The organism is Providencia sp. PROV268 (assembly GCF_028477805.1).
Taxonomy (GTDB): Bacteria; Pseudomonadota; Gammaproteobacteria; order Enterobacterales; family Enterobacteriaceae; genus Providencia; species Providencia stuartii.
The window spans coordinates 293,877-319,356 of sequence record NZ_JAMPLW010000002.1; the positions used below are offsets into that span (position 1 = coordinate 293,877).

The 25,480-nt window shown below is 38.7% G+C and carries 32 protein-coding genes and 2 pseudogenes; 19 read left to right on the top strand and 15 right to left on the bottom strand.

Going from position 1 to position 25,480, the window contains the following annotated elements:
• Positions 1 to 571 precede the first annotated feature (571 nt).
• The 4 genes from potA to potD all read left to right on the top strand — a co-directional run bounded on the left by potA (position 572) and on the right by potD (position 4,567).
• Complete coding sequence (gene potA, locus PR699_RS03275) at positions 572 to 1,681, top strand: spermidine/putrescine ABC transporter ATP-binding protein PotA (RefSeq protein WP_004917339.1); 1,110 nt, start codon at positions 572 to 574, stop codon at positions 1,679 to 1,681.
• Entirely contained in the window at positions 1,671 to 2,531 is an 861-nt protein-coding gene (gene potB / locus PR699_RS03280; RefSeq protein WP_169342388.1) for a spermidine/putrescine ABC transporter permease PotB, read from the top strand. The genes potA and potB overlap by 11 nt, the downstream gene beginning before the upstream one ends.
• Complete coding sequence (gene potC, locus PR699_RS03285; protein ID WP_004917333.1) at positions 2,528 to 3,304, top strand: spermidine/putrescine ABC transporter permease PotC; 777 nt, start codon at positions 2,528 to 2,530, stop codon at positions 3,302 to 3,304. Before potB ends, potC begins: the two co-directional genes overlap by 4 nt.
• Before the next feature lie 213 nt (positions 3,305 to 3,517).
• The gene (potD, locus tag PR699_RS03290) at positions 3,518 to 4,567 is read left to right on the top strand and encodes a spermidine/putrescine ABC transporter substrate-binding protein PotD (protein WP_014657409.1); all 1,050 of its coding nucleotides are present in this window, start codon (positions 3,518 to 3,520) and stop codon (positions 4,565 to 4,567) included.
• Positions 4,568 to 4,695: 128 nt separating this feature from the next.
• Here potD and PR699_RS03295 read toward each other — a convergent pair whose 3' ends face one another.
• Positions 4,696 to 5,253: an NADPH-dependent FMN reductase gene (locus PR699_RS03295; protein WP_014657410.1), complete on the bottom strand. Its 558-nt coding sequence runs from the start codon at positions 5,251 to 5,253 to the stop codon at positions 4,696 to 4,698.
• Between the two features lie 291 nt (positions 5,254 to 5,544).
• Here PR699_RS03295 and PR699_RS03300 point away from each other — a divergent pair, with 291 nt between their 5' ends.
• Both PR699_RS03300 and PR699_RS03305 read left to right on the top strand, forming a co-directional pair.
• Positions 5,545 to 5,880 (top strand): tRNA-binding protein, encoded by a 336-nt coding sequence (locus PR699_RS03300; RefSeq protein ID WP_014657411.1) that lies wholly within the window; start codon positions 5,545 to 5,547, stop codon positions 5,878 to 5,880.
• A 69-nt stretch (positions 5,881 to 5,949) separates the two neighbouring features.
• Positions 5,950 to 6,660, top strand: coding sequence for an AraC family transcriptional regulator (locus PR699_RS03305; protein ID WP_014657412.1), 711 nt, complete (start codon positions 5,950 to 5,952; stop codon positions 6,658 to 6,660).
• Here PR699_RS03305 and PR699_RS03310 read toward each other — a convergent pair.
• Entirely contained in the window at positions 6,647 to 7,015 is a 369-nt protein-coding gene (locus tag PR699_RS03310; RefSeq protein WP_004917323.1) for a DUF1992 domain-containing protein, read from the bottom strand. The genes PR699_RS03305 and PR699_RS03310 overlap by 14 nt on opposite strands.
• Before the next feature lie 462 nt (positions 7,016 to 7,477).
• Here PR699_RS03310 and PR699_RS03315 point away from each other — a divergent pair, with 462 nt between their 5' ends.
• On the top strand, positions 7,478 to 9,049 hold the full coding sequence (locus PR699_RS03315; RefSeq protein WP_004917320.1) for an AbgT family transporter: 1,572 nt from the start codon (positions 7,478 to 7,480) through the stop codon (positions 9,047 to 9,049).
• Positions 9,050 to 9,173: 124 nt separating this feature from the next.
• Here the strand turns inward: PR699_RS03315 and PR699_RS03320 are convergent, their stop codons facing one another.
• Complete coding sequence (locus PR699_RS03320) at positions 9,174 to 10,067, bottom strand: pirin family protein (RefSeq protein WP_014657413.1); 894 nt, start codon at positions 10,065 to 10,067, stop codon at positions 9,174 to 9,176.
• Between the two features lie 25 nt (positions 10,068 to 10,092).
• Positions 10,093 to 10,371, bottom strand: a complete 279-nt coding sequence (locus PR699_RS03325; protein ID WP_014657414.1) for a GNAT family N-acetyltransferase — start codon at positions 10,369 to 10,371, stop codon at positions 10,093 to 10,095.
• Positions 10,372 to 10,581: 210 nt separating this feature from the next.
• Here PR699_RS03325 and PR699_RS03330 point away from each other — a divergent pair, with 210 nt between their 5' ends.
• Positions 10,582 to 12,264 (top strand): inositol phosphate phosphatase SopB, encoded by a 1,683-nt coding sequence (locus PR699_RS03330; RefSeq protein ID WP_014657415.1) that lies wholly within the window; start codon positions 10,582 to 10,584, stop codon positions 12,262 to 12,264.
• A 436-nt stretch (positions 12,265 to 12,700) separates the two neighbouring features.
• On the opposite strand, the gene PR699_RS03335 is transcribed toward PR699_RS03330, so the two are convergent.
• On the bottom strand, positions 12,701 to 13,108 hold the full coding sequence (locus PR699_RS03335; protein ID WP_004917310.1) for a DUF2628 domain-containing protein: 408 nt from the start codon (positions 13,106 to 13,108) through the stop codon (positions 12,701 to 12,703).
• 810 nt (positions 13,109 to 13,918) lie between these two features.
• Between PR699_RS03335 and PR699_RS03340 the strand changes: the two are divergent.
• From PR699_RS03340 to PR699_RS03345, 3 genes and pseudogenes are all read left to right on the top strand, one after another.
• Positions 13,919 to 14,440, top strand: a pseudogene (locus tag PR699_RS03340) (integrase core domain-containing protein); the annotation flags it as partial.
• Positions 14,433 to 14,555 (top strand): RNase A-like domain-containing protein, encoded by a 123-nt coding sequence (locus tag PR699_RS19660; protein ID WP_223854879.1) that lies wholly within the window; start codon positions 14,433 to 14,435, stop codon positions 14,553 to 14,555. The pseudogene PR699_RS03340 and the gene PR699_RS19660, both read left to right, overlap by 8 nt.
• 18 nt (positions 14,556 to 14,573) lie before the next feature.
• On the top strand, positions 14,574 to 14,840 hold the full coding sequence (locus PR699_RS03345; protein ID WP_127891332.1) for a contact-dependent growth inhibition system immunity protein: 267 nt from the start codon (positions 14,574 to 14,576) through the stop codon (positions 14,838 to 14,840).
• 402 nt (positions 14,841 to 15,242) lie between these two features.
• On the opposite strand, the pseudogene PR699_RS03350 reads toward PR699_RS03345, so the two are convergent.
• Positions 15,243 to 15,526, bottom strand: a pseudogene (locus PR699_RS03350) (transposase); the annotation flags it as partial.
• 390 nt (positions 15,527 to 15,916) lie between these two features.
• Complete coding sequence (locus tag PR699_RS03355; RefSeq protein WP_071821189.1) at positions 15,917 to 16,075, bottom strand: SymE family type I addiction module toxin; 159 nt, start codon at positions 16,073 to 16,075, stop codon at positions 15,917 to 15,919.
• On the opposite strand from PR699_RS03355, the gene PR699_RS19665 reads away from it, so the two are divergent.
• Genes PR699_RS19665 through PR699_RS03370 form a run of 4 tightly spaced genes read left to right on the top strand, consistent with a single transcriptional unit; the run spans position 16,037 to position 17,004 of the window.
• Entirely contained in the window at positions 16,037 to 16,243 is a 207-nt protein-coding gene (locus tag PR699_RS19665) for a VENN motif pre-toxin domain-containing protein (RefSeq protein ID WP_050979604.1), read from the top strand. The two genes, PR699_RS03355 and PR699_RS19665, sit on opposite strands and share 39 nt — an antisense overlap.
• Positions 16,201 to 16,572: a hypothetical protein gene (locus PR699_RS03360; RefSeq protein WP_014657421.1), complete on the top strand. Its 372-nt coding sequence runs from the start codon at positions 16,201 to 16,203 to the stop codon at positions 16,570 to 16,572. The genes PR699_RS19665 and PR699_RS03360 overlap by 43 nt, the downstream gene beginning before the upstream one ends.
• A 9-nt stretch (positions 16,573 to 16,581) precedes the next feature.
• A complete protein-coding gene (locus PR699_RS03365; RefSeq protein WP_014657422.1) occupies positions 16,582 to 16,734 on the top strand; it encodes a hypothetical protein in 153 nt (50 codons plus the stop codon).
• A gap of 42 nt (positions 16,735 to 16,776) precedes the next feature.
• Positions 16,777 to 17,004 carry a hypothetical protein gene (locus tag PR699_RS03370; protein ID WP_014657423.1) on the top strand — a complete coding sequence of 76 codons (228 nt, stop codon included), beginning with the start codon at positions 16,777 to 16,779 and terminating at the stop codon, positions 17,002 to 17,004.
• 130 nt (positions 17,005 to 17,134) lie between these two features.
• Here the strand turns inward: PR699_RS03370 and PR699_RS03375 are convergent, their stop codons facing one another.
• Positions 17,135 to 17,269 (bottom strand): hypothetical protein, encoded by a 135-nt coding sequence (locus PR699_RS03375; protein ID WP_258313094.1) that lies wholly within the window; start codon positions 17,267 to 17,269, stop codon positions 17,135 to 17,137.
• Positions 17,270 to 17,435: 166 nt separating this feature from the next.
• Here PR699_RS03375 and PR699_RS03380 point away from each other — a divergent pair, with 166 nt between their 5' ends.
• The 3 genes from PR699_RS03380 to PR699_RS03390 all read left to right on the top strand — a co-directional run bounded on the left by PR699_RS03380 (position 17,436) and on the right by PR699_RS03390 (position 18,818).
• The gene (locus tag PR699_RS03380) at positions 17,436 to 17,633 is read left to right on the top strand and encodes a hypothetical protein (RefSeq protein WP_041705168.1); all 198 of its coding nucleotides are present in this window, start codon (positions 17,436 to 17,438) and stop codon (positions 17,631 to 17,633) included.
• Positions 17,634 to 17,822: 189 nt separating this feature from the next.
• Complete coding sequence (locus PR699_RS03385; protein WP_102781126.1) at positions 17,823 to 18,203, top strand: hypothetical protein; 381 nt, start codon at positions 17,823 to 17,825, stop codon at positions 18,201 to 18,203.
• A 414-nt stretch (positions 18,204 to 18,617) separates the two neighbouring features.
• The gene (locus PR699_RS03390) at positions 18,618 to 18,818 is read left to right on the top strand and encodes a hemagglutinin repeat-containing protein (protein ID WP_014657425.1); all 201 of its coding nucleotides are present in this window, start codon (positions 18,618 to 18,620) and stop codon (positions 18,816 to 18,818) included.
• Between the two features lie 265 nt (positions 18,819 to 19,083).
• On the opposite strand, the gene PR699_RS03395 is transcribed toward PR699_RS03390, so the two are convergent.
• On the bottom strand, positions 19,084 to 19,542 hold the full coding sequence (locus PR699_RS03395; RefSeq protein WP_014657426.1) for a DUF6097 family protein: 459 nt from the start codon (positions 19,540 to 19,542) through the stop codon (positions 19,084 to 19,086).
• A gap of 760 nt (positions 19,543 to 20,302) precedes the next feature.
• Here PR699_RS03395 and PR699_RS03400 point away from each other — a divergent pair.
• The gene (locus PR699_RS03400; protein WP_014657427.1) at positions 20,303 to 20,668 is read left to right on the top strand and encodes a hypothetical protein; all 366 of its coding nucleotides are present in this window, start codon (positions 20,303 to 20,305) and stop codon (positions 20,666 to 20,668) included.
• 814 nt (positions 20,669 to 21,482) lie between these two features.
• Here PR699_RS03400 and PR699_RS03405 read toward each other — a convergent pair.
• From PR699_RS03405 to PR699_RS03430, 6 genes are all read right to left on the bottom strand, one after another.
• The gene (locus PR699_RS03405; RefSeq protein ID WP_230085220.1) at positions 21,483 to 21,938 is read right to left on the bottom strand and encodes a hypothetical protein; all 456 of its coding nucleotides are present in this window, start codon (positions 21,936 to 21,938) and stop codon (positions 21,483 to 21,485) included.
• Positions 21,939 to 21,941: 3 nt separating this feature from the next.
• On the bottom strand, positions 21,942 to 22,154 hold the full coding sequence (locus PR699_RS03410) for a hypothetical protein (protein ID WP_230085219.1): 213 nt from the start codon (positions 22,152 to 22,154) through the stop codon (positions 21,942 to 21,944).
• A 97-nt stretch (positions 22,155 to 22,251) separates the two neighbouring features.
• Positions 22,252 to 22,572 carry a hypothetical protein gene (locus tag PR699_RS03415; protein ID WP_040132871.1) on the bottom strand — a complete coding sequence of 107 codons (321 nt, stop codon included), beginning with the start codon at positions 22,570 to 22,572 and terminating at the stop codon, positions 22,252 to 22,254.
• Between the two features lie 94 nt (positions 22,573 to 22,666).
• Positions 22,667 to 23,401, bottom strand: a complete 735-nt coding sequence (locus tag PR699_RS03420) for an outer membrane protein (RefSeq protein ID WP_040132872.1) — start codon at positions 23,399 to 23,401, stop codon at positions 22,667 to 22,669.
• Positions 23,402 to 24,028: 627 nt separating this feature from the next.
• Positions 24,029 to 24,865, bottom strand: coding sequence for a DUF932 domain-containing protein (locus tag PR699_RS03425; RefSeq protein ID WP_193450856.1), 837 nt, complete (start codon positions 24,863 to 24,865; stop codon positions 24,029 to 24,031).
• 101 nt (positions 24,866 to 24,966) lie between these two features.
• Positions 24,967 to 25,401 (bottom strand): antirestriction protein, encoded by a 435-nt coding sequence (locus PR699_RS03430; protein WP_004927121.1) that lies wholly within the window; start codon positions 25,399 to 25,401, stop codon positions 24,967 to 24,969.
• Between the last annotated feature and the right edge of the window lie 79 nt (positions 25,402 to 25,480).

Below are 25,480 nucleotides of genomic sequence, written 5' to 3' on the forward strand. Positions count from 1 at the left end.
TATTATCGATATTACATTTGATTTAAGTTAGAAACTTGCCGAAGGTCACAGAATAATAAACATCGGTTTATTTTGGTTATATGTGATGAATATTATCGGCTATCTATTTTTGACATTCAGTTGTAAAAATGGCATTGAGAATATGACCAAATCGATATCATTTTTATTTTTAATGTTTGGATGTTTTCGATTGTTCTAGCCTATATTTTATTGAACTATAACAAATACTTTGTTGCTTTCTATTATGAACAATGAAAAGCTAACTTAAGTGTGGCTTTATGTTGTTTTACAATGGCTTATTGCTTAGTGTAACTATGGTTAAGTGGCTTGTTTTTATGACAAAGGGAATTCTTTCATTGCGTTTTCATAATGAAATGCAAACAAAGTACTGAAAATGGCTTTCAATTTACACAAACAGTGTTTATCATGCACCACTTAATGAAATTTAAATGGCGCTACTGGTTTTGGGCTTTGCTGGGGAAGTATGAAGAGTAAATCTCCGATAAGCTTACACAGTCTTTAACGGTAGCGGTTCTATCTGCATTATTCATAGGGATAGAGTGTAGCATAAATGACTGAGACAACCTCTCTGACACCACTCGTCGAATTGAAAGCACTTAATAAAGCTTTCGATGGCAAACAAATTATATCCGAGCTTGACTTAACCATCCAAAATGGTGAGTTTTTGACCATTTTAGGCCCTTCTGGCTGTGGCAAAACAACGGTTCTACGTTTAATTGCCGGCCTAGAAGATGTTGATGAAGGCAAAATTATTCTTGATGGTCAGGATATTACAGATATCCCTGCTGAGCAGCGTTTTGTGAATACGGTATTCCAAAGCTACGCTCTGTTCCCGCATATGACCGTTTTTGAAAACGTTGCTTTTGGTTTGCGTATGCAGAAAACCCCTGCTGACGAGATCCAAAAGCGAGTTGATCAAGCATTGCGTATGGTGCAGTTGGAGGATTTTGCACAACGTCGACCAAATCAACTCTCTGGTGGGCAGCAACAGCGCGTTGCGATCGCCCGTGCCGTCGTTAATCGTCCAAAAGTCCTTTTGCTGGATGAGTCTTTATCCGCACTTGATTATAAGCTACGTAAGCAGATGCAAAATGAGCTAAAAGCGCTGCAACGTAAATTGGGGATCACCTTTATTTTCGTTACCCATGATCAAGAAGAAGCCCTTGCAATGTCAGATCGTATTATTGTTATGCGTGAAGGCAAAATTGAGCAAGATGGCTCGCCGCGTGAAATTTACGAAGAGCCTAAAAACCTCTTTGTGGCTCAATTTATTGGTGAAATCAATATTTTTGATGCAAAAGTCTTATATCGCATTGATGAACAACGTATTCGTGCCAATGTTGAAGGGCATGAATGTGACATTTTTACCACTTTACCTGTCCAAGAAGGCCAATCGGTTCATGTTTTATTACGCCCGGAAGATTTGCGCGTAGAAGAGGTGAACGATGCAGAAAACTATCCCGGTTTAATCGGTTATGTGCGTGAACGTAACTATAAGGGAATGACGTTAGATTCTGTGGTAGAGATGGAAGATGGCAAAATCATCATGGTCAGCGAATTCTTCAATGAAGATGACCCAGATGTAGACCACTCCTTAAACCAAAAAGTTGCTGTAACTTGGGTTGAAAGCTGGGAGGTGGTACTGGATGATCAGGCGTAAACACAAGATCTTACAAAATGTCATTATCACGGGCGTGGTGGCATGGCTATTACTCTTTGTATTTTTGCCTAACATCATGATCATTGGTACGAGCTTTTTAACACGCAGTGATACCAATCTTGTTGATATGATCTTTACATGGGATAACTACATCCGTTTGTCTGATCCCATGTATGCTGAGGTGATGCTCCACTCGTTGAATATGGCGCTGATCGCCACTTTCTTCTGCTTAGTTATCGGTTATCCTTTTGCCTTTATTTTGGCGAAATTACCTAAACGCCTACAGCCTTTAATGCTCTTTTTGTTGATAGTGCCTTTCTGGACTAACTCTTTAATTCGCATTTATGGGCTAAAAGTGTTTTTGAGTACGAAAGGGTACTTGAATGATTTCTTGCTGTGGATAGGGCTTATCGATAAGCCGATACGTCTGATGTATACACCTGAAGCGGTTGTGTTAGGGCTTATCTATATTTTATTACCCTTTATGGTCATGCCGCTTTATTCCAGTATTGAAAAGTTGGATAAGTCTTACTTAGAAGCCGCAAGAGATCTCGGTGCTAACAAACTCCAGACATTTGTGAAGATAATTATTCCATTGACTATGCCTGGGATTATCGCCGGCTGCTTACTTGTTTTACTGCCAGCGATGGGGCTGTTCTATGTTGCGGATCTGATGGGGGGAGCGAAAAACCTCTTGATAGGGAACGTTATTAAGAGCCAGTTCCTAAATATTCGCGATTGGCCGTTTGGTGCGGCAACCAGCATCTTCTTAACGGTGATGATGGGGCTGTTGCTGTATGTGTATTACCGAGCTGCTAAGCTATTGAATAAAAAGGCATATGAAGAATGATCGGTCGCACGTTACGAGGTGGCTTTATGGCCATCGTCTACGCTTATCTTTATATTCCAATTATCATTTTGATTGTGAACTCGTTCAATGAATCGCGTTTTGGGATCAGTTGGCAAGGTTTTTCAACCAAATGGTATGAGCTGTTAATCAACAACGATAGTTTGTTGCAAGCGGCAGGACATTCATTAACGATGGCGATTATTTCTGCCACGTTTGCGACAATTATCGGTACGTTAACGGCAGTTGCACTGTTTCGTTATCGTTTTAGAGGGAAACCCTTTGTCGGTGGTATGTTATTTGTTGTGATGATGTCGCCGGATATCGTTATGGCCATTTCTCTACTGGTATTGTTTATGCTTTTAGGGGTTTCGCTTGGTTTTTGGTCGCTACTGTTTTCACACATTACTTTTTGTCTACCTTTCGTGGTGGTTACCGTCTATGCGAGGCTGAAAGATTTTGATGTGAAAATGCTAGAGGCAGCGCGTGACCTTGGTGCGGGTGAGTTTACTATTTTACGTAAAATTATCCTGCCGTTAGCGTTTCCTGCGGTCGTGGCAGGCTGGCTATTAAGCTTTACCTTATCGATGGATGACGTTGTGGTCTCCTCCTTCGTTACAGGCCCTAGCTATGAAATTTTACCGCTAAAAATCTACTCGATGGTAAAAGTGGGCGTTTCCCCAGAGGTTAACGCATTGGCGACTGTATTGTTGATCATGTCGCTAGTATTAGTCTGTTTGAGCCAGTGGGTGATGAGAGATAAGTTTTCGAAATAGCTCAAATAATTTTTTGTGCTGTAAATGTCGCGAGCTATTGGGTTCGGTAGCTCGCATACTTAATGCCATTTGGCGAAGAGGGTGAGCTCTAGATGAGCTTATACGATATATATACGCAAGATAATTCAAGCGATTAGCGGCTAAATAAAGTCATTAATGGTCACTTGAAATATGGCGAGTATAAGAAAACACTTTGTTGAGGGATGCTCAGTAATGAAAAAATGGTCCTATCTACTAGCGGCTGGCTTAATGGCTGCAAGTATTGGCACGGCAACCGCCGCAGACGAAAATAAAGACGTACTGTATTTCTATAACTGGACAGAATATGTTCCCCCCGGTTTATTAGAGCAATTTACTAAAGAAACTGGGATCAAGGTGATTTACTCCACCTACGAATCAAATGAAAGTATGTACACCAAGCTTAAGACCTATAAAGAAGGGGCTTATGATTTGGTCGTTCCTTCTACTTATTTTATTTCTAAAATGAGTAAAGAGGGGATGCTACAAAAAATCGATAAACAAAAACTAAGTAATTTTAAAAACCTAGATCCGAATTTACTGTATAAAGAGTTCGATCCACAAAATGATTTTTCCGTTCCTTATATTTGGGGAGCGACGGGGATCGGTATTAATGGTGAGGCCGTTGACCCAGGCTCAATCACCTCTTGGGCCGATTTTTGGAAACCTGAATATAAAAATAGCCTGTTAATGATGGATGATGCACGAGAAGTATTCCAAGTTGCACTCACAAAACTCGGTTATTCAGGTAACACAACCGATCCTAAAGAGATTGAAGAGGCTTATAAAGAGTTACAAAAACTACGTCCAAATATCCTTGCATTTAACTCTGATAACCCAGCAACGCCGTTTATCGAAGGTGAGGTTGATGTCGGCATGCTGTGGAATGGTTCAGCCTTTGTTGCTCGCCAAGCAGGTTTACCGATTGAAGTGATTTGGCCAAAAGAAGGGGGAATTTTCTGGATGGATAGCTTAGCTATTCCAGCCAATGCGAAAAACCCTGAAGGGGCACATAAGTTGATCAACTTCTTATTACGTCCTGATATTGCAGCACAAGTTGCCGAATCTATTGGTTACCCAACGCCAAACCTTGAAGCGAAGAAAATGCTACCACCGGAAATTGCTAATGACCCGTCTCTTTATCCAAGTGAAGAGGTATTGCAAAAAGGGGAATGGCAAAGTGATGTTGGCAATACCAACATTATTTATGAAGAGTATTTCCAGAAGTTAAAAGCAGGACGTTAATCAAACCAAAAGGCACCGTAATGAAGCCCCCAACGTTATGGGAGTACTTCATAATTACGGTGCTTTTTTGTTGTTAATACGGATTATAGCCGATAAAAGTAGATGTTGTTTATTCTTATATCACTCAATTAGTTGGCAACATTTCGGATAACAAACTGGCAATAAGTATCCACCCACGCCTGAATAAATGCTTGGCTTTTCGGCGCAAAATTATGTTGTTCATCAACCATACCTTCAAACCATTTCAAATAACATTCAGGTTGATTCATGGTTGGCATATTTAAAGATGCTAGACAGACACGCAAGTGCTGCTGCGCAATTGCAGTACTGATATTGCCTGTTGATACCCCTAAAATGCCTGCTGGTTTACCATTCCATGAATTATTCCCCGCAGGGCGCGATGCGTGGTCAATCGCATTCTTTAATACACCCGGGATTGAACGGTTGTATTCAGGCGTGACAAAAATAATCCCATCACACTCGGCAATTTGTGATTTAAAGTTAGCGACAACGCTGGGTAGCTGTTTATCGGCATCTTGGTTATATAAAGGAAGCTTACTGATATCGAGAAAGTTAAATGTGAAATGATCAGGGAAAAGCTTCACTAAGGCTTCTGCAACTTGGCGGTTGTATGAGTTTGTGCGTAGACTGCCAACGATGACACCAATTTTATATTGATTCGACATAATTAAACCTTCTCTAGTGTGAATGGATGCTTCGCTGATATATTTTAGCGCTTTATCACTCTATAAAGCCAATTTTGGATATATAAAAACAGTGGGTAATCAAAAGCAGGCAGGTTATTATCGGTTTATAGTACTTATAACTATCTGAATAACTAAAATAAAATCGACCAATCAATCTGTATCATTTTCCATGACGGTTTGGCGACAAAAAATGCGTGTTTAGCAATAAAAGCCTATTTCAATTTTGTGTTAGCCTAAAAGTCTATTAATAACTAAGTTCAGGTAAGGTTTATGCAATTCATTGAATGGGATGATTTTACTCGCGTTGAAATGTGCGTTGGCACAATTATTAAAGCAGAAGTGAACAGTAAAGCTAAAAAACCCGCCTACGTGATGGACGTCGATCTTGGTGAATTAGGTGTGAAACGCTCAAGTGCACAGATCACTGTAAATTACACCCTTGAAGAGCTGATCGGCAAACGAGTTTTATGTGTTTGTAATTTTGAGCCTAAACGTATTGCCGGTATTAAATCAGAGGTTTTGATCACAGGTGCACCGGATGAAAAAGGGGCGATAGTACTTGCTGAATTTAATCTACCGTTGCCTAACGGGGCATTACTTGCCTAAGTGATCAAGTGCATTTTTCCCCCTAAAAGGGCTATACTCCTCCTATCACCAGTAAAGAGGAGTGCGCTTTTGTTATTGCCTGAATTACATTATCGCCAATATTCCGAAGATGTGATTTCTCATCAACACGATGAGCAATGGCAGGTTGTCTTTGCGTTATCGGGGGGCATGGAAATTAATATGCATCGGCAGCATTTTCTATTAGCGGCGGGAAATGGTGTGGTCATTGCACCTGGTGTAAGTCATGCATTTAGCGGTCTATCAGGCAACCAAAATTATGTTTTAGAGATGCCAAGCACGTCTCCATGGGCACTTGATGACAAAGCAACGTCTTTTTCGCTAACTCCCGCTGCTATTGGGCTATTAAATTGGTTGCAGCGGTTTCCTCAACCCCTCGAACAACATACGACCATTGCAAAATTGCTGCTTGCTCAAATGAAACCTGAAGAGCAGTGGATTGATGGGGTGACCCGATGGATTGATGCACGCTTACATCTTCCACTCAGTTGCCAAGATATGGCGAATGCGTTTTGTATGTCAGTAAGTACGCTACAACGGAAAATTAAAGCGGCGACACAACTCACCGCAATGCAATTACTTGTACAAAGGCGCATGGAAGCGGCTTGCCGCTTGCTGATGACGGCGAATTCAATCGAGCAAGTTGCATTGTCTGTAGGCTATGATTCACACTCGGCTTTTAGCCAAGCATTCCGCCAATACTATGGTAAAACTCCTATGGAATATCGAACAGGAGCTATCAAGTTATCTATTCAGGTTTAAAACGCTGGCGGATATGCGCTTCATACTCACCATGTAAAAAATCAGTATTGATATTCGCTTGTTTAAGTTTGAGCTCTAATAAAGAAAGTTGCTTACTTAGAGGCTGGTAATTAGGATCATCATGAGCAAGCCCTTTTAGCATATCGACCAACGTGAGTGCATCTTTTCGGTACTGTAATTCGGGGGGCAAATACCCTGAGTTTTTTAAAATACGATAACCCGCTCGTAATTCAGGTGGAACTTGGCTATCGTCATCAAGTAAAAGCGGTTGTCCTTCGCCTTTCAGATTTTTTAGCTCACCTTTATTTAACGCTTCTTGAATATGGCGTTCTGCCCAATCATCAATAACAGACATAATGGTTTATTTAGTTGAAAAGGATAAGCTGATTATAACAGCGATGGCATAAAGATAGCTAAAATAGGGAAATAAAAATATTACATGGTTTATTATTCTTTGTGTAATTAGTAGGGAAAACCTAATCATGAATACGGATATTTGGAGGTGATTTTCTACTAAAAAGACCAAAAGTCAGGCTATTTAACGCTTAAAAAGAGAATAAATTACTCAGTAAATAGTGAAAAACTGTTATCTGAACCACATTTTCATTAATTATCGGTGTTTTTTATTTAAAGGGTAAATTAATTATTTATTTAAGTCATGATGACTTTTAATTCTATATTTTATGATTAAATTTTAATAGGGATGGGGTTTCAATCTAAAAATAAATAAATTGTTGAATCAGCGTTATATTTTTGAAAATAGCTAAATGGCAAAACATTGTGTAATGTCCATTTCTCTTGTTTATAAGGAGAAAATATGGAACAAAAAAAACAAGATGGGAGCCGTTTGTTACGCACGGTGGAATGGTTAGGCAATGCCTTACCTCACCCAGTCATTTTATTCATTATTTTAACTGCAATTTTATTGGTCTCCTCAGCAATTGGTCAATATTTTGGAGTCAGCGTTGCTGATCCACGTCCAGAGGGGGCAAAAGGGCGTGCTGCGGATGGGGTTATTCATGTTGTCAGTCTATTAGACGCTGAAGGTATCCGTAAAATCCTTTCTAATGTTGTTACTAACTTTACGGGCTTTGCTCCTCTTGGCACGGTGTTAGTTGCCTTATTAGGGGTTGGGATTGCCGAACGAGCTGGGCTTTTATCTGCGGCGATGCGTTTAGTGGTTATCAAAGCACCGCGTAAGCTAACGACAGTGGCAATTGTGTTTGCGGGGATCATGTCAAATACCGCCGCCGAATTGGGCTATGTAGTACTAATCCCACTGGCTGCGATTATCTTCCATTCACTTGGTCGCCATCCGCTAGCAGGTCTTGCCGCTGCCTTTGCAGGGGTTTCGGGGGGGTATTCTGCCAACTTATTATTAGGTACTGTCGACCCACTGCTTTCTGGTATTACCCAGCAGGCTGCGCAAATTATTGATCCAACCTATACAGTCGGGGCAGAAGCGAACTGGTATTTTATGTTTGCCAGTACATTCCTAATCACTATTTTAGGTTATTTCATCACTGAAAAAATTGTTGAACCACAATTAGGGCCTTACCAAGGTGGCGGTGTTGATGAAGATGAAGATAAATTACGTGCTGATGCTGAAGTAACCCCACTTGAGAAAAAAGCGCTGTTTTGGGCATCGGTGACCTTTTGGGGATTAGCCGCCATACTTGCCCTTATGGTCGTGCCAGAAAATGGTATTTTACGTAATCAAGAAACCGGATTAGTCAGTAATTCACCATTCTTAAAATCCATTGTGGTATTCATTTTTATCTTCTTTGCGATCCCAGGCATTGTATATGGCTATGTCGCTAAAACCATGCGCTCTGATAAAGATGTCGTAGATGCCATGGCAAACGCAATGAGTACTCTAGGATTATATTTAGTTATTATTTTCTTTGCTGCACAGTTTGTTGCCTTCTTTGGTTGGACAAATATCGGGCAAGTGGTCGCAGTGAAAGGCGCCAATTTCTTAAACAGTATCGATTTACATGGTGGTGTGCTGTTTATTGGCTTTATTATTATCTGTGCCTTTATCAACTTAATGATAGGCTCTGCTTCTGCTCAGTGGGCGGTGACTGCACCTATTTTTGTGCCAATGTTAATGTTAGCGGGTTATGCACCAGAGACAATCCAAGCGGCATACCGTATTGGTGACTCGGTAACCAATATTATTACTCCAATGATGAGTTATTTTGGTTTAATTATGGCTATCGTTGTGAAATATAAGAAAGATGCCGGGATTGGTACATTGGTCTCTATGATGTTGCCTTATTCAATCATTTTCCTTATTGGCTGGTCACTGTTCTTTGTGATTTGGGTATTTGTACTCGGACTACCCGTAGGTCCTGGTTCTCCGATTTACTTTACTCCCGCGAGCTAACTTGTTTTAAAGAAAAAGGTAGCGCAACTTCATTGGCTACCTTTTTATTATCTTTGATGGATATAACTTCAATACAAATATCAAACTTATTGAATAAACATTTTTACCGACTTGGTTGGCATATTTATGGCATTAAGGGGGATGGTGTCGGCGTACGTTCATCATTGATAACTTTACCAAACCGAGGGCTACCTTGGTTCCATTCTGCAACGGCTGCGGTGATTTCAGCTTTTGTGCGACCAATAAAATTCCACCACATCAAAACAGATTCATTCAGAGGCTCACCACCTAATAATAGAATGTGGCTATTGGCTGAAAGTTGTAGTGAGACTTGCGACAAGCCTTGGCCTAAATAGATCAACTCATTGTGATGACTGCGCTGTGAATCGATAATCGCATCCCCTTCGATAACAAAAATGCCATATTCAAATTCAGGGCGTAGCGTTAGTGATAATGAGTGATTATTGCGGGTGGTGATATCTAAGCCTAATAAAGAAGAAAACGATAATGTGGGGGCTTTATAAGAATCATACTCCCCAATGAGTAATTGATATTCGATATCTCCAACTGACCATTTGGGTAAAATAGGGTAATGATCAAAGCGAGGGGGCATATCTTTCACGGCTTCTGGTAGTGCTATCCATAGTTGTACGGCATGTAAATGGCGGTTTTCTCCATAGGTATCTTCGGAATGGCTAATTCCTTTACCTGCGGTCATTAAATTTACTTGGCCCGGGCGGATCACTTGTTCGTAGCCTAAACTGTCCCGATGTAGAATTTCGCCTTCAAGCATCCAAGTGAAGGTTTGCAGTGCAGTATGTGGGTGAGGCGCGACGCGCATACCAGCAGAGTCACCTTTAAATACAGTCGGGCCCGCATGGTCGAGAAAACACCAAGCACCAATTAAACGCCGTTGTTTTGTTGGTAATACCCTTGCGACAGGGATCCCACCAACATCTTTAATGCGTGCATGAATGTGCTGGAAATCTAGGTTATTTTTCGGGGTCGGTATGCTCATTTTTACCTCTTATCAATAAAACAGGTTAGTGGCGAATATCTTGGTATTCAGGTGTTTTATCAAAAATAGCTTTGGCGAATGGGCAAAGAGGAATAATTTTACGCTTTTCAGAACGCATTCTTTCAACGACTTTTGCGACCAATTGTTTGGCAATACCTTGCCCTTTTAAGCTTTCATCAACGACGGTATGGTCAATAATAGCGAGTTCGTTTCCGGTATAGACAAAGGTAATTTCAGCAAGACGAGTCTGTTTATCATCCGCTAAGATAAAGAAGCTGTGGTGATCCGATTGAATATTTGGCATTTGATGCTCCATCGTATAATCGTTTATCTTTTTTAAGCCTAGCTAAGCTTTTGGCTAAAGACAATGATGGGATTTTGTTGAGTTTTCTCAAATAATTTGATGGAGCTTATTTTTAAATTGTGATGATGAATAAAATAAACAATCGGTTTTTTATATATTTATAAGGTATTTCTCGATTGAATAGTATTTTTATTTCAATGGAGAAGCCATGTGTTTTACATAATAAAGTCATATGAACCCCAACAATCAATTTCTCATGCCACATCCAGCGGGCAGGAGCAGTTAAGTAAGACATTTGCTTATAATATTGATTCAGTTAACAACACAATAAAAAGCCAAAAGCTTGTTAGAGAGGCAATAAAAACACCACCTCGTGGTCAAAGTTCAGAGGAGAGAAAAAATAACCTCACTAACGTAACTCAAGATAAAAAAGATCTTATTCGTTTCCAGCAGGAGCTGCTCAGTACTGCAGAAAATATATTGAAACACCTTGATTTATCCACGGAAGTGTTAGCTACAATATCGGATAAATTAAACCAGTTAACGAGTGAACCAAGCAGACTAATTCAATCAAGGGAATTGTTGCAGGCTAAAAAACTCGAAGAAAAATTAATTAAAATCATTCATCATGAAATGCTCAATAGTAATAATAGAATCTCTTTAAAAGATGTTGGGAAACTTTTTCAAAAAGAGCTAAGTAGGCATCTTAATAATAAAGATTGGCATACAATAGAAACAGCATTGAGTTATGGAAATAGCGAATATTCATTTATCTTAACTCCCGCATCTCAAATGAAATATTGTGGTGGCAATCACGAGATATTTTGTGACAACAGCTATAAAGGGAAAGGTGTTTGTTCGAAATCAGCAGAAGAGACGACTCACGCTGTTAATTTATGGCTTTCAGAGGTTAAAGATAATAATCAATCCACTTTATTTAGTGGGATCCGCCACGGAGTATTATCGCCTTACGCCCTTCCTGAGCGCAGTGCCGCACGTCTACAAGGCGCTAAAAATAGAGCAAAAGAGGTCGTGATGGCTGCGCTGTTTGCAAAGCCTGAATTGTATAAGAGAGCATTAAATCATGAAGAGGTGACATTGCGGATCGCTTCAACCTCTTTACTAACATATTTAGGTAAAGAGAAAGGGATGCTTGATGATCAAGTTGCTGCTTGGAAGATGTTAAATAACGATGGCGTTATCAAACTGAATATCAAAAATGAGAAAGGCGAAGCCCAAGAAGTTAAAGTTAAACTGGATATTGCGATATTCAACTTTGGCGTTAATGAACTGGCATTTTCCATCCCGAAGGTGATCAGCCAAAATGATAATTTAAATAAAACCGCTTTAGCCCAAATATTAGGGTGTAACTATCTTATTAATAATGAAGTGGGGGGATGGGTAGGTCACTATTTATCTGAACATCCTCATGCTAGTAATAGGCATAAAGTAGAAGAGTTATGTCAGCAGATAAAGGAAATATGGAAGAAAAAATCATATCGTTATGATGGTAATGAGCCTTATAAAATAGCACAACGTATCGCGATGTTAGCTTACGAAATTGGTGCAGTGCCTTGCTGGAATTGCAAAAGTGGTAAAGATAGAACAGGTATGCTGGACGCAGAAATCAAGCGGGAAGCTATCAATTATCATCAAGGTTATAGTTTGAGTAAGCCAGGCGCTAAGTTGACGAATGAAGAGAAAAAATTATTCCAAGGTGTTTTGCTATATAGCGGTAACAAAGAAGTACAGGAATGCAATACTGGCGTTGCAGGTAATAAAGTCACCAAAGATCTACCATTCATGTTAAGACCACTTGCATTATCTTATAAAACACGTATTGGTGATGAGGTTATTCGGCGACAGGTACAAGGGTTTTCATCTTTAGTTTAATATTATTAATGCTTTTTGAGGTTGATCATAGATGAAGGGCATATTTGTGTCCTTTCATCATTGAGGAATTGCTATTTACAGTAGGTTATAATAAATGTTCATCTTTACTTATGTATTTATTGGCGATGTTCTGTGGCATGAAAAAATAGATATTCATATCACTATGACAATAAATACCGCATTGTCGCCGTCGATATTTTCTAAAGCACGCTGGGTTATGAATGGGCGGAATACCGTTACGATATTCTTGTAAATACCTCATTTATAACACCGTCAATTTGTAGAGTATTTATGCTGCATTTCGATACTCACAAGCATCTAAAATAATCTTCAAGTTTATTTATTGTTATAATGCTGCATTTTACATGCAGCATTATTGTATGGAATAAAATCCTATTGGGATTGGAGGTAGGTTATAAGCGGATAACTTATTGATTTAATATAAGCTGAATCCTTCAAATGGGTTCCAGCCATCAAGGCCTTTGACTTTTTTTAGGTAATAAGCATAGTTTGCAGTAAATCCCCACATGAAAGATACCCCTAGAGATATAGCTGTCCAAACTGGTCTGGGGAATTCTCTACCTATAATAAGTTCAATGGTTGCAAAAAGCATGGTGATACATAAGCTTATAGCTAACAAGATTAGAGCTTTTTTCCATAATCCTACAATTGCAAAATAGATAGGTCCAAAGAAGTAAGCAAAAAAATTAAACATAATAAGAAAGCGAGCAAAATAAGGTTGCTGCTTTATGGCAGCTTTGTGTTCAGGGGTTTTTGGTGCTCCATATGTATCAAAAAATGCAAAACGTTTTTGCCATTTTATAGGGTATTGCTTAGTTTCCATTACTACTCCATCTGTATTAGAATTAAAAAACGATAGATATAATACGATGTTTTCCTATTTAATGCAGTGGCAATTGAACACAATTTATTAAATAAGAGAATATTCTTAACTATACATGGAGTTAATTTAATTTATTTACCTCACGAATAGCCCTGATATAGGTTGACAACTCTTCAGGTATAAAACGCTCGATGAACTTGATTGGGCGGTTTATAGTTTAATGAAAAATGTCTTTCATTGAGCATTGAATATTATTATGGATTTTCAGATAGTTCGATGAACAATACTGTAGCCCTCGATTTGAGTGATGGATTATAGGGATTGTTGAACTTTGTCTTTTTAAGATTCGAAGTAACAATTTCTTTACCATATTCATTTTCATGTTGCCATCTAAATGATAACCAGCGATTTTTTTTCGTGAATAAGCATTAGTAACTAGGTTTAAATAAGTAATATCAGCTACCCCCATTTTTTCCTGAATAACTCAGCTTTACGCTTTTTTGATAAGCGAACACTAAAATCGCTATCCATGACTTTGATAACGGTTTTAAAAATGTCAACTTTAAGTTATAGAACGTGGTTCATCTTAATTTTCTTCTTTCGGTAGGCTACTGTTCATGTCCACTTTCCCTAAAATAAGACAGCTATAATTAGATTTTCTGCCCTAAAATTTGCAGAGGTCATGATGAAAAAAGCCCGTTTTACTGAAACTCAAATCGTTAATATTTTAAAACTCACTGATTCTGGCATGGAAGCTAACGATATTAGCTAGCAGTAAGTGAAAAAAGACCACTAATAATTGAGAAAACACCGAATATTCATTGGGCATTGGATTTTATGCATGATGGTTTATATTGTGGTAGCCGATTTCGAACATTGAATATTATTGATGAAAGAACGCGAGAGTGTCTGGCAATTGAAGTGGATACGTCATTGCCTGCTGAACGAGTTATTAGAGTGCTTGAACGCTTGAGAGTCGACAGAGGGCTACCGAAACAAATTCGCATAGATAATGCTCCAGAGCTAATTGCTGTTAATTTATTGAACTACTGTGAAAATAATCAAATAGCGTTATGCTATATTCAATTCGGTAAGCTACAGTAAAATGGCTTTATCGAGCGTTTTAATGGTTCGTTCCGCCGTGAGTTTTTGAATGTTTATTTATTTGAATCGTTGAGCCAAGTTAAAGAATTAGCGTGGTATTGGCAGCAGGATTATAACTTTAGCCGAACGCATGAAAGTTTAAATCACCTCCCACCGAAGGCTTATCGTAAACAGTTAGAAAACTCTAGTTTAGGATGTCTTAATCAATGGGGAGTGGACTATAGGTAGAGTTATCTATAGAGGACAAACGAAATCTATTGATTCAAATAAAATAGTGATTGTAATAGATAAAGATCCACTAATACCGAATGGTTATCGTATTCAAACTGCGTATCCTCACTAGTGTAGGGAAATGATGAATATGGAAAGAATTAATTATTTATTAGGCTGTTATTTTCATCAAGATTGGGACTGTGAAGCATCTAGTGATATAGAGGCATTAAATAATTTTGTAAGAAGAGAAACATCTGAATCTATTTTGAAGTTAAAAAAAGAACTATCGGAAATAATAAAGTCAGGAAAAGAGTTACCTGAAAAATATTTGTATGAACACAATTGCTATTATATACCCTCAGAAGATGGATTGACTATATTGGAGTGGTTTAAAAAACTTCATGATGCACTATGAGATTAGGATAGCCCTGATAAAGTTTTCCTTAAAATCTTACTCCCATTCAGTTTGCTGGATAATCAACAGTCTGGCTTGGCGAGTGAGAGGGTAGTGACTTCCTATATAAAGGGTTATATATCATGTTGTTACTGATAATAATCAGTTGAGTTTTCCTCGGTAATGGACGTAACTCACAGTATACTATCTGATTTTGACAACTTTTTCTTTAGTTGCTTGGCTAGCAATGTTGGAAAGCACATTGAGCATGGTGTGAAGTGGTCAATAAAAACTGACCACGGTTTTAGAGCTTTTCTAAAATAATCGTTCCGATTCATTGGGTGTTAAACCGCCATTATATTGATGCGGCCTAAGTTGACTGTAAGATACTATAATGAATAACTTCCTGTCGAGCTTCAATTACATGGCGGTAGCCTTCTTTAAGATCTCATTATGCTCTTCAAGGCGAGCAATTTTCTTTTTCAGTTCACGAATTTCGACTTGTTCTGGTGTCATCGGTGAGGTTTTTGGTAAAATACTTTTGCGTTCTTGTTTTAGTTGCCGAACCCATTTGTCCAGAGTAGGGTGGATTTACCTATGCCCATGGCGTTAGCAGCTTCGAGCACGGAATAGTTCTGGCCAAGCACAAGTTGAGCCGCTTCAAGTTTAAATTCCGCACTGAAATTACGTCGAGTTTGCTTTGTCATTGTTATCAATTGTTAAGTTATGAGGTGTATAGTAACACCTCTATTAAGGTGGCCAAATTAACGATGCCACTTCAGACAAAGGATGGGAATGAAAGTAATTAATTACTTTTTAATTATATCTATGTGCTACTCATTTGGTGCTTTTGTTATGTTTTTATTACTTAAGCTCATTATCGAAGTAATTAGATATATGAAATTAAATGTTTTTGTTATTGATATTCCTGTTATTAAGGAATTAATAATTTTAGGTGTAGCTTTAGGAGTGTTCACTGGCTGCGTACATATGTTCATTGTTTACAAGAATCATAAGCGGCTTAAATGATGTTTAATGTATACTTATAAATCGATCAATAGCTCCCCTTTTTGTATTCAGGGAGCTATTTAGCCACTTTAGCTCTTCAATCCCCCCTCAGCCTGTCGGATAATCAACTGTCCAGGTTGGCGAGTAAGGGTAAAGAGGCTCCCCACCTCAAATCCTATCTCTTTCAGCCACTTACCGCTTAAAGTGAGTTGTGGGCTGGGGTTCGGTTTACCGCGGTTGGCGGCGATACGTCAAGTGCGGCGAATGCCGGTCAGGCAGGCAAAACGACGGTTGAGAATAACTCAATGTCTGGTGTTGGGCTCGGTGGAAATCTAGGGTTCTGGCTTGCTGATATAAAAGATTGCGATCAAAATTGCAAAGCGGAATTGCTAAAGGAATTAATGATGGTAATTTAGAAACATCGGGACATGCCGCTGGCGTTACTGGATTGGGGTTATACTCAGGAACAGGACTTGTTGTTGCTGGTATAGGTGGAAGCGCTAATTATTTAATTCAGTTATTTGGCGATAAACCAGTCAACTACACCGATGTACTCATTGCTACTCACATCGGTGGAATTACTAAAAATTCTACTGTCTATGGTGTTATAGGGTGGAATGCCTTAGGCGGTGGTGTTTCAAGTGAATTAAAAGGTGAAGACCCATTACTAGGTGCAGGGACATCTGGAATTAGTTCAGGAATCGGTTATGGACTAGGCGGTCTCATAAAGTGGGGTGGTAATTAGTGGAAGTATATGAAAACAGATGGCTTAGATCCAAAATATAACCCTAAATTACAAGGTGATGCGAATAAAGGGCAATTAGGGTTATCAAAAGATTTATCACCAGCTCAAAGACCTGGCATAGCCGGCAATATTACCAGCTCAGTAGTAACAGAAAAAAAATAATAAAATTAATGATGAAATTAAGAATGACACAGGGAAATAAAAATGAATAATTTTCGATTTTTATTAATTTTTCTGCCGTTATTTATACTTGTCATATTTGTTGCAAGTTTAGTTTCTTCGGTAATTATTGATATTATATTGTTTATAATTAACGGAAAAGAGTTTGATTTTAATATTGATGAATTATGGAGCCTGATCAAACTTAGCATAATAGGTGGTAGTGTAAGTGCGGTAGGTCTTTGGATATTGAAAAAATTGAAACATAACTAACTAAAATATAAGCCCTACTCATGAATAGGGCTTATAAGCCGCATCACTCCTCACTCAGCCGGATTATCAACTGTCCGGCTTGGCGGGTGAGGATGTAGTGGCTGCCCACCTCAAAGCTCATCTCTTTCAGTTAGTTATCGATTAAGATGAGTTGCGCTCTGGGGTTGGGTTTACCGCTGTTGGAGGCGTACCCCACTGTATACTGTCTGGTTTTAACCACTTCTTTAGTCGTCGGTGTTTCTACAATACAACCGCGCTTAGTCATGGTGACTACTCCTATCAGTTGCGTGGTTAGCCATGTTGGAGTGTTCCTGCACCTGAGAATGGTGTTATCTCTGATTATCTTATCCAATTATGCGCTTAGCCTGATGTTTTAACATCAATGCATGCAAAATCGATGTCATCAATTTTAACTCCTTTGCATCCTAGTAATGATAAAAAAAATAGATGCCTATAGAAAAGGCTGCATTAAGGGAGGAAATGAAAATTTAAAAATGGTGGGGTTGATTAATAAAGCACCTTCGATACCGGGAGGGATAGCATTTATGCAAGTAGTTAGTATTCTAAAATCTGAAGGCGTTGCGGTAAGTGCTTGGGTTGAACGTATAGCTAGTGATTTATCTCACTAAATTTCTAATGGATGGATTATTGCTGTTATAACCATAGATAAAATGGTAAAAAGTTTTTTATTGATGTGGTTAGTAGGCTTGCTCCCCATTGTTGCAGTAATAGATCTATGGAAGAACAATATGTTAGTTCAGTAACTATGTTTGAAAAAACTTTATAGGTGAAGTGATTGTTCCTGAAGGATGGCAGACATGATTTTACAAATCGAATTTCCAGATAATTTATTTTTAAGTAAACTAGAACAGCAAAAAAAAATACCTTGTCATATACAAATATCTAATAAATTTGAAATTATTTTTGAAATTGAATCAACAAGAATTATTGGAGAAGTGAGCGAATATAATAGGGCATTATTCGAACAAAGAGTTATAGCCAGAGCTGGAGGCAATTATATTTATAATGAACCATCTTTGATAACATTAAGTCGCGTTAGTAAAGGGGTGTATAGGGTCGTTGATCTCTTCGTTTTTTATAGCGATTTTGGATGGTGTTCAGTCATTGAAAACGGCGATTACATGGAGCCCCACCAATTTTGGGATAATGATGATGAAGATCCAGACTTTAAGCCATAAATATAAAGAGTAATTAATAGGAAATGTAGCTCGACTAAAGGAGCTATATTCACCTAACTACCTCGCTTCTTCGAGTACTCAACCGGAAAATCCACTATTTAGCTTGGTGAGTGAAGAGGGAGTGCTTAGCATCTAAAATATTAACTTAATAAACTAATTACTTCAGAGGATGAATTGCTAGCTGAAGCTGGAGTTACCTCGGTTGAAGGTGTAGCCTACCGCATATAATTTGGCTTTCCTCGCCGCCTCTTAAATGGTTTTTATTTTCTACCTTAGTTTTTCTCGCCAGAGCCGATAAAAAGACAACAGCAACTGGATGCCAATAAAAACATCACACTGACCGTAAAAAAGAATATTAACCTGACCAGTATCACTAAGAATGGTAAGAGTGAAAGCAAAAGCCGCTCATTTTGAGTGGGAATTGGTACGGATGATTTCAGTGCCAATGGGAGTGTGAACCAAGGCAAAGGTTTTGAGAAAGGCAATAGCCAGTTTTACACGGATAGTGAGGTCAATTCTGGTAAACAATTAACGCTACACAGTGGCAAAGACACCGACCTCACGGGGGGCAAACCCGTGGTGAAAGTGTTAAAGCGGATGTTGACGGTAATTTAACGGTCAGTAGCCAACAAATGAGCAACAAGCACGATTCGAAGCAAACCGGCAGCAGTGTAGGCGGAAGCCTCAGTTTTGCGGGCTGTGGCTCTTTGAGTCTCAATCAATGCTCGCAAAACTGAGATGTACAGAGACTACCAATCATGCAGGTAAAGGAGGATTTGATATTACTATCGGCAATCATAGGTAATCCTCTCCACATTGATTTGCGTTACATTGAGCCATTAGGTATATATTGTCGTAAATTTACTCATAACTAATACTATCAGGACTCATTTTTTACTCTGGAAATAAACTTATCTACCAATCTCCCAGCTAGTTTTTCAGATTTTTTTTGTAAAAAGTAAAAATAAAAGATAGGCAAAAACATTAAAAAACAATAAAAAATAGTTAGCCAGTAATTTGTAACAAAAAAGTCAAAAACAGTATCAGAAATGTAACTAATATTTGTTGAAAACCATTTATCTAATCTTGTTGAAAATAAAAGTATAGCTAAAATTAATACAGGTAAAGCCGTTATTCCCGAAAGGATATTAACCCTACGCTTAATTTTCACTACAGATAGATATTCATCGTCACTCATATAACGAGCAATATCTAGGAGTTGATCATTTAAGTCATCTCGGCAATCAAGTTTCACATCATTACGTTCTATTTCTTGATGCAATAGACGCAGTAACTGACTATTCTCTATAGATTTACCAAGTGCTGTTATTATCCCCATTTATATGTCCTAGAAATATCCAAGTTTTCCTAAAATTACGATGATAATTAAATACTAAAAGTAAGGAATAAAGCAACAGATTTTTAGTACGATAAATTCTTTTTATACGAAATGCTACAAGTCACTCTTGTTGCGTATTAATAATATCGTCATTTTCTTCATAAGCCTACTCTTTTAGATATTTTCTTGTTTTTATTTTAATCAAGCAAGGTGGAATAATGGAATATAATCCAATTTTTTGAAGTATTAAATGACAAAAAAGCAAAAAAGTTTATGCAGCTAAATTTAAGTAAAAAAACGTAGTATTGTGACAGGGCAAGATTATAGTTGTTATGAGTGAAGGTGTATTACCTATCTATGAAACCTCCCCTTAGTTTAAAAAAATTATCAGAAATAATAGAATGAAGTGAAGAGCTAGCAGACAGCTTTTATACGAACAGAATGGCTATTATAGGCCCATAAGAAAATGGAACAACCGTCTTAGGATGGTTTAAAAAATTCATGATGCTTTATAGCATTATCAAATCTGTACTTTAAATAGAATGTAGTTCATCTTAACTTCCTTCTTTCGGTAGGCTACCAGCCTTATGGGATAAAGATGGTACATCTAAAAATCTGGAATGTATGTCGCTAGATTAACCACGGCACTGGTATAAGATATAAAAATATCATGCTGAACAAATCATATGAAAGAGTAGATGGGGGCATACAGTAAAAATGAGTATAAAAATAGAAAAGCTTTATAAATGAGGGATGGGCGGTGCAAGAATCATTAGTGGTTTTTGGCGATATGCCATTATCAGGTATTCAATTAAGATCTATTAAATATGATCGAGCGGTCCTATCACTTTCATTAATTAAGCCCGATGAGGAACTAAGTTTAATATTTGAGTGGATATATTCCTTTAGGGTAACAGATGAAGGGGATTTATTAAAAATGCTAGACCATTTCAATGGTCAGATGACAACTGGGGTTTATAAAGTTAAAAATTCATCCTATTTAGAATGGTTTCATGAGCAAAGTGAGAATATACATAATGATATTATAGAGCATTATTTAATTGTGACCCTTGATGAAGTTGTCGAAGTACTTGCGGCAGTGGAACCGATAATTAAAACGGTATGATATGTAGTAAATCCCTGGAATACAGTAAGTTAAGCCTGTAAGGGGCGGGAAGCACATTGATCCGTTTTTTAAGAACTATAGTCATGACTATATCACACGACTATTTTATTGAATGTAGAATTGGTCTTTACTCAAAAATAAAAATGCGGCAACTCTAGTCAAATGGCATGATAACGGTCTAGCTGAGTGTATTTTCTGAGAGATCGGTGGGTCTGAGATGAATAACTATCTTAGAAAGCTAAATATGGTGTGATGGGATCTTCTGATATTAAAAAGTTAAAAGGCTTTGCAAAAAAACGATCAGTTGAAAGAGGTTTGTTCTGGCTTGAGTCTTGAACGTTAAATACTTAAACAATATGGCATACGCAGCCCATCAAAAACGTCAAAAGGCATACAACCTAGTTGTGGTTTTGCTAAATTTTAAGGTGATAAATTAAGATAATTAGATGATATCTATAGGATTACTTGATTGGAGGAAACCACTGTAGAAGTGAAAGTGGTGCCGGACTCGGAATCGACTTTTTATCATAACGTTATGTATTTAAATTAATTAATTGAATTTGGTTTAATTTATACCCTCAATTGTGCCCTCAGTCCCTAAAATAGTATTTGCCGAGCACCAAAATAGTCTCTTTTTTGAGAATATGATTTCGATTTCTATTAGGAAATAATGATACACCATGATATCGAAAAGAGCAGGGATCCACATGGAGGCCTGTTTATTTGATCTCTTGCAATAATAATGAATGAGATGATTAATATCAATGAAAAATGGCCCAATTTTGATGGGCCGATAAACAAAATAGAAGGGGGATCAGCGGGCAATATCGCGATAAAATACGGCATTACAATCAAAGTCGGCAAAAATTTTTGCCCTGTTTTTAGAATTGGGGGTAAACTGACCAATCGGTTTATCATTGGCGTACACTGCAAATGAGTTCGCTTTTGTTATCGCTTGCGTAAAGAGAGTCCAGGCATTACCTTCACTACGCGTTTTGGTTTCCTCAGGAATGTAATAGACTTCATCGTCGATAACAAAGGCGATATTGTTTGTATCGATAGGATGTCCATCTTGATAAAGATAAACGCCATTATCATATTCCTCATCAGCAGCAATATTACAGGCAAGAATAACACTGAGATGTTTATCATTACTGATGCCGTACTCCATATAGCCTTGTGCGAAGGTTGCCGACCAATAATTGGGGATAGCGAATGCACTTAGTGAGCCGCTCATGAGAACACAGGCTAATAGTATTTTTTTCATCATCATTTAACCTCTACGATGTCGAGAACAATATTGAAGCACTTTGGCGGAATAACCAAGATATTGGCGTTGTTCTTCCGTTAATGATTGTGCCGTATTGATTTTTGATGCCATAAATTGGGCGAGTTTGTCTTCAGGGAATTTTTTAGTCAGAAGAGTGAATGCGCATTCACACTCCTGTTTATTAAAGGCATTACTGTTGTTAACACATTGATGCATAAAAACCTCTTTGGGCGACTCTGAACAACTGGTTATCAGGAATAAGCTTAAAAGAAGCAGATATAAACGAAATAGGTTGCGATTTTTCATTGGATATTCAGCCATAAAAGAAAGAGTACACAGGGATTAGCCCGACAAACCAGCCAATGACTTGAGGGCCGATAGCCCAAAAGAGCTTGGCTTGTATCAGCCCTATCGCACCTTCGCGTGTTGTGATGTAATCTGGCATAATCGCGAGTCGTATAGCATTACCGATAAACATGCCCAGCCCTGTTCCTAAGCCCATGACAACGAAAAACTTAATCCCTGCCCAAACACCGTAGATATGACCGGTAGGCGAAATCCAATTATAAACAACGACAATTGCGCTAATGACGAAAGCAATTAGCAGGTATTTAATAAAATAAGATGAGTTCATGTAACCACCTTTTTTAGGATGTAAAATAGCCAACATCAAAAAGGCATGTTGGCTAGGTAAGTTGAGGGTAATCTATAAGGCTGAATGCCAGAGATTAGAATCGGTAAGTCAAACCAAGCATGATGTCATTGGCCTTCACTTTGATTTTTGAGGTGTTTTCCCCATCGCCTACCGCTGTCGTGATGTCGGCTTTTCCAGCATCTAAATAGCGATAACTCAGCCCCATATCCCAATCGTCATTGATGGCATAGTTCACCCCCGCACCGACACTCCAGGCAAAGTTATTGGCGGTATGCGTGTGAGTATCATGCAGAGAGAGTCCTGGAGTATAAGCATCAGCGCGGGTGGTTTTAAAATCCACGGCCGCATAGCCTAGCCCGACAGAGATATACGGCGTGAAATCTGAGCTATTTTTAATGTCGTAGTACCCATTGACCATTAACGTATTGAGTTTGATTTGGTTTTTAATATCACGAGTTTGATGTACGCCATTACGCACACGGTCGCGGATATTGTAGGTTGAATTTGCTTTATCACGCGCCATAAATTCCAATTCAGCTCGAACAGGGATATCAAACTGATTGGAAAAGTCATAACCTAACGCAAGTCCACCGCCAAATACGCCAGTACGATGGCTATCTCCATTTTTGGTACCATTATCACCGGCATCAGCATAGCCGCTGTAGACAAACTGCTGGCCGGACATTTGCACAATGGATGCGCCCATTTTACCCGTAACATAAAGCCCCGTTTTACTGTCATCTGTGTTAGCGAATGCCGGTAATGAAATGCACCCCATTAAGGCGGAAACAATAAACGCTTTTTTCATGATTGATTTCCTTTTAATCAATATCACATTAAGTATGGTTGAATCGCGTTATGTCAGTGGAAGGCATGAAAGATTAGACTCAATCACCTTAATATCACTGACATAAAGATAATTTAGCGTGAGATAGTTTAACTTAATCGATCTGTTTTACCTATCAATAATTAAAATACGATCGGTAATATCGATCGTATCTATCAATAAACGGTTATCGATCGGCGTAATCGATCAACTGTTGTTTTGGTGCTTAAATAAGAAAAAGAGTTGATGAGAGAGTGAGTCAAAATGGAAGGGAATAAAATGATGTTTAAAGAATGCTCTCCTTTATTGAATAGGTTGGTATGCTCGATATTATCAAATACCAAAATACGGGATAAGTCTTTATGTTAGCGCTAACGCTTTATAAGCAACGCCGTTTACTCATGTTATAGATATGAAAACCGAACTCCGTTAAGACCCAATCGTTTGATGTATTCCATTGAATCATTCCTTTTTTCTCCAGCGAGTTGAGTGTCCTTTTGTTGCAGAGTGAGCCATAATTGAGTTTCACATTACTCAAGGTTTTTAGTTGCCGTTCTGATAATTTCATCGCGTTCACCGTAAGATCCAATTATTTAACGTATACTGTGGCTATAGTTGTTCGCGTCCAGCAAAATGAGCATGCATTTGTTCTGTCAGTACCCACAACGCTTTATTGAGCTTAATATCCCCATCAATTCCATTCACTGAACGCGTGCGAGCGCGTTTACCTTTGGCATTCCTGCCTGATAATCCTCCCTTGATTAAATTTTCCTGTAATCGTTGGTACACTGTCCAAAGATCGTCTTTCTTATCCTCAAAACGGCGAGGTTGTAAGACTTGAGCTTCAGTTATTGGTTGATGTTCCTCACCAAAGCGATAGATTAAAGCCGCATGCGCCAAGGCCTGCTGTGCTGGTGGCGGTAATAGTAAGGACTGCATTTGCTCACGTTTTTCAGCGATGGTATCGAAGGTGCCTAATACTTCATAAGCCCCTTCAATGACATTATCGACAACATGACCTCGGTGGGGGACTCTGACCTCCCCAAAGGTATCGCCACAAACCAGCCCATTTTGACAAACATAGCGAAAAAAGCCCGGTAACATCTGATAACTACTGGAGCCATCATGGCTATTAAGTAAGATGATTTCAGGCACTTGGCTACCCGTAATTTGGTCATGACGTCGGAGCCGTAACATATGCTTAGTATGATCACGACGGCTGTCATCTCGCACACGAGTTTGGCATGCAAAGAACGGATAAAAACCTTCTTTTTGCAGGCTATCCAATAAGGTAATCGTAGGAATATAAGTATACTTTTCGCTACGAGATTCATGCTTTTCTTCAGAGAACACACTGGGTACGGTGCGAAATAACTCTTCGAGAGTTAACGGGCGGTCACGGCGAATGCTATTCGCCGCACCAAAGCGAGAAGCTAAACGAGACATAGGGGGCCTCCTCAGTGATAACACTGATAAATTAAAATAAGATAAAGGAAATAAGTGAGGTGATAAGCTGGTGGACGCTGTATTAAAGCGTTATCAATAACTTAGTCAATTAGGTGAAAGATTTGTGCTTGCTCGGGATGTTGCATCGCATAGTCACGAAGTTGGTAAAAATACTCTACCAGCACAGAACTCTCGGTTTTAAACGACCAGATGCTATACACCATTAGACAGACTGCGATACCGGCTGCTTCAGGGCTTAACTCAGCCTCGTTACCATTATGAGGGTTAAACATCGGCAAGGTGATTTCAATCATCTCAGGCCAGATAAAAGCACCCCCATTCGATAACATGGTGAACTCCCAAAACGCGCCCTGATAGCGATGACAGAGCTTCGCCATCATGTTAAAAATATCGCCCTCGATACGTTGCCAATCGGGTACCGTCCCAAAGTAGAAACGCCAGAAGATATGACGGCCACTGGAGTGAACGAGATTGGTTTTGATAACAGTTGATTCTTGCTCTTGTAAGGTAAACATAATAGAACTCCAATTCAGTCGATATTGATAGACAGTAATAAGCAAAAAAGCCCTACACCTTGCGGTGCAGAGCTTTCTA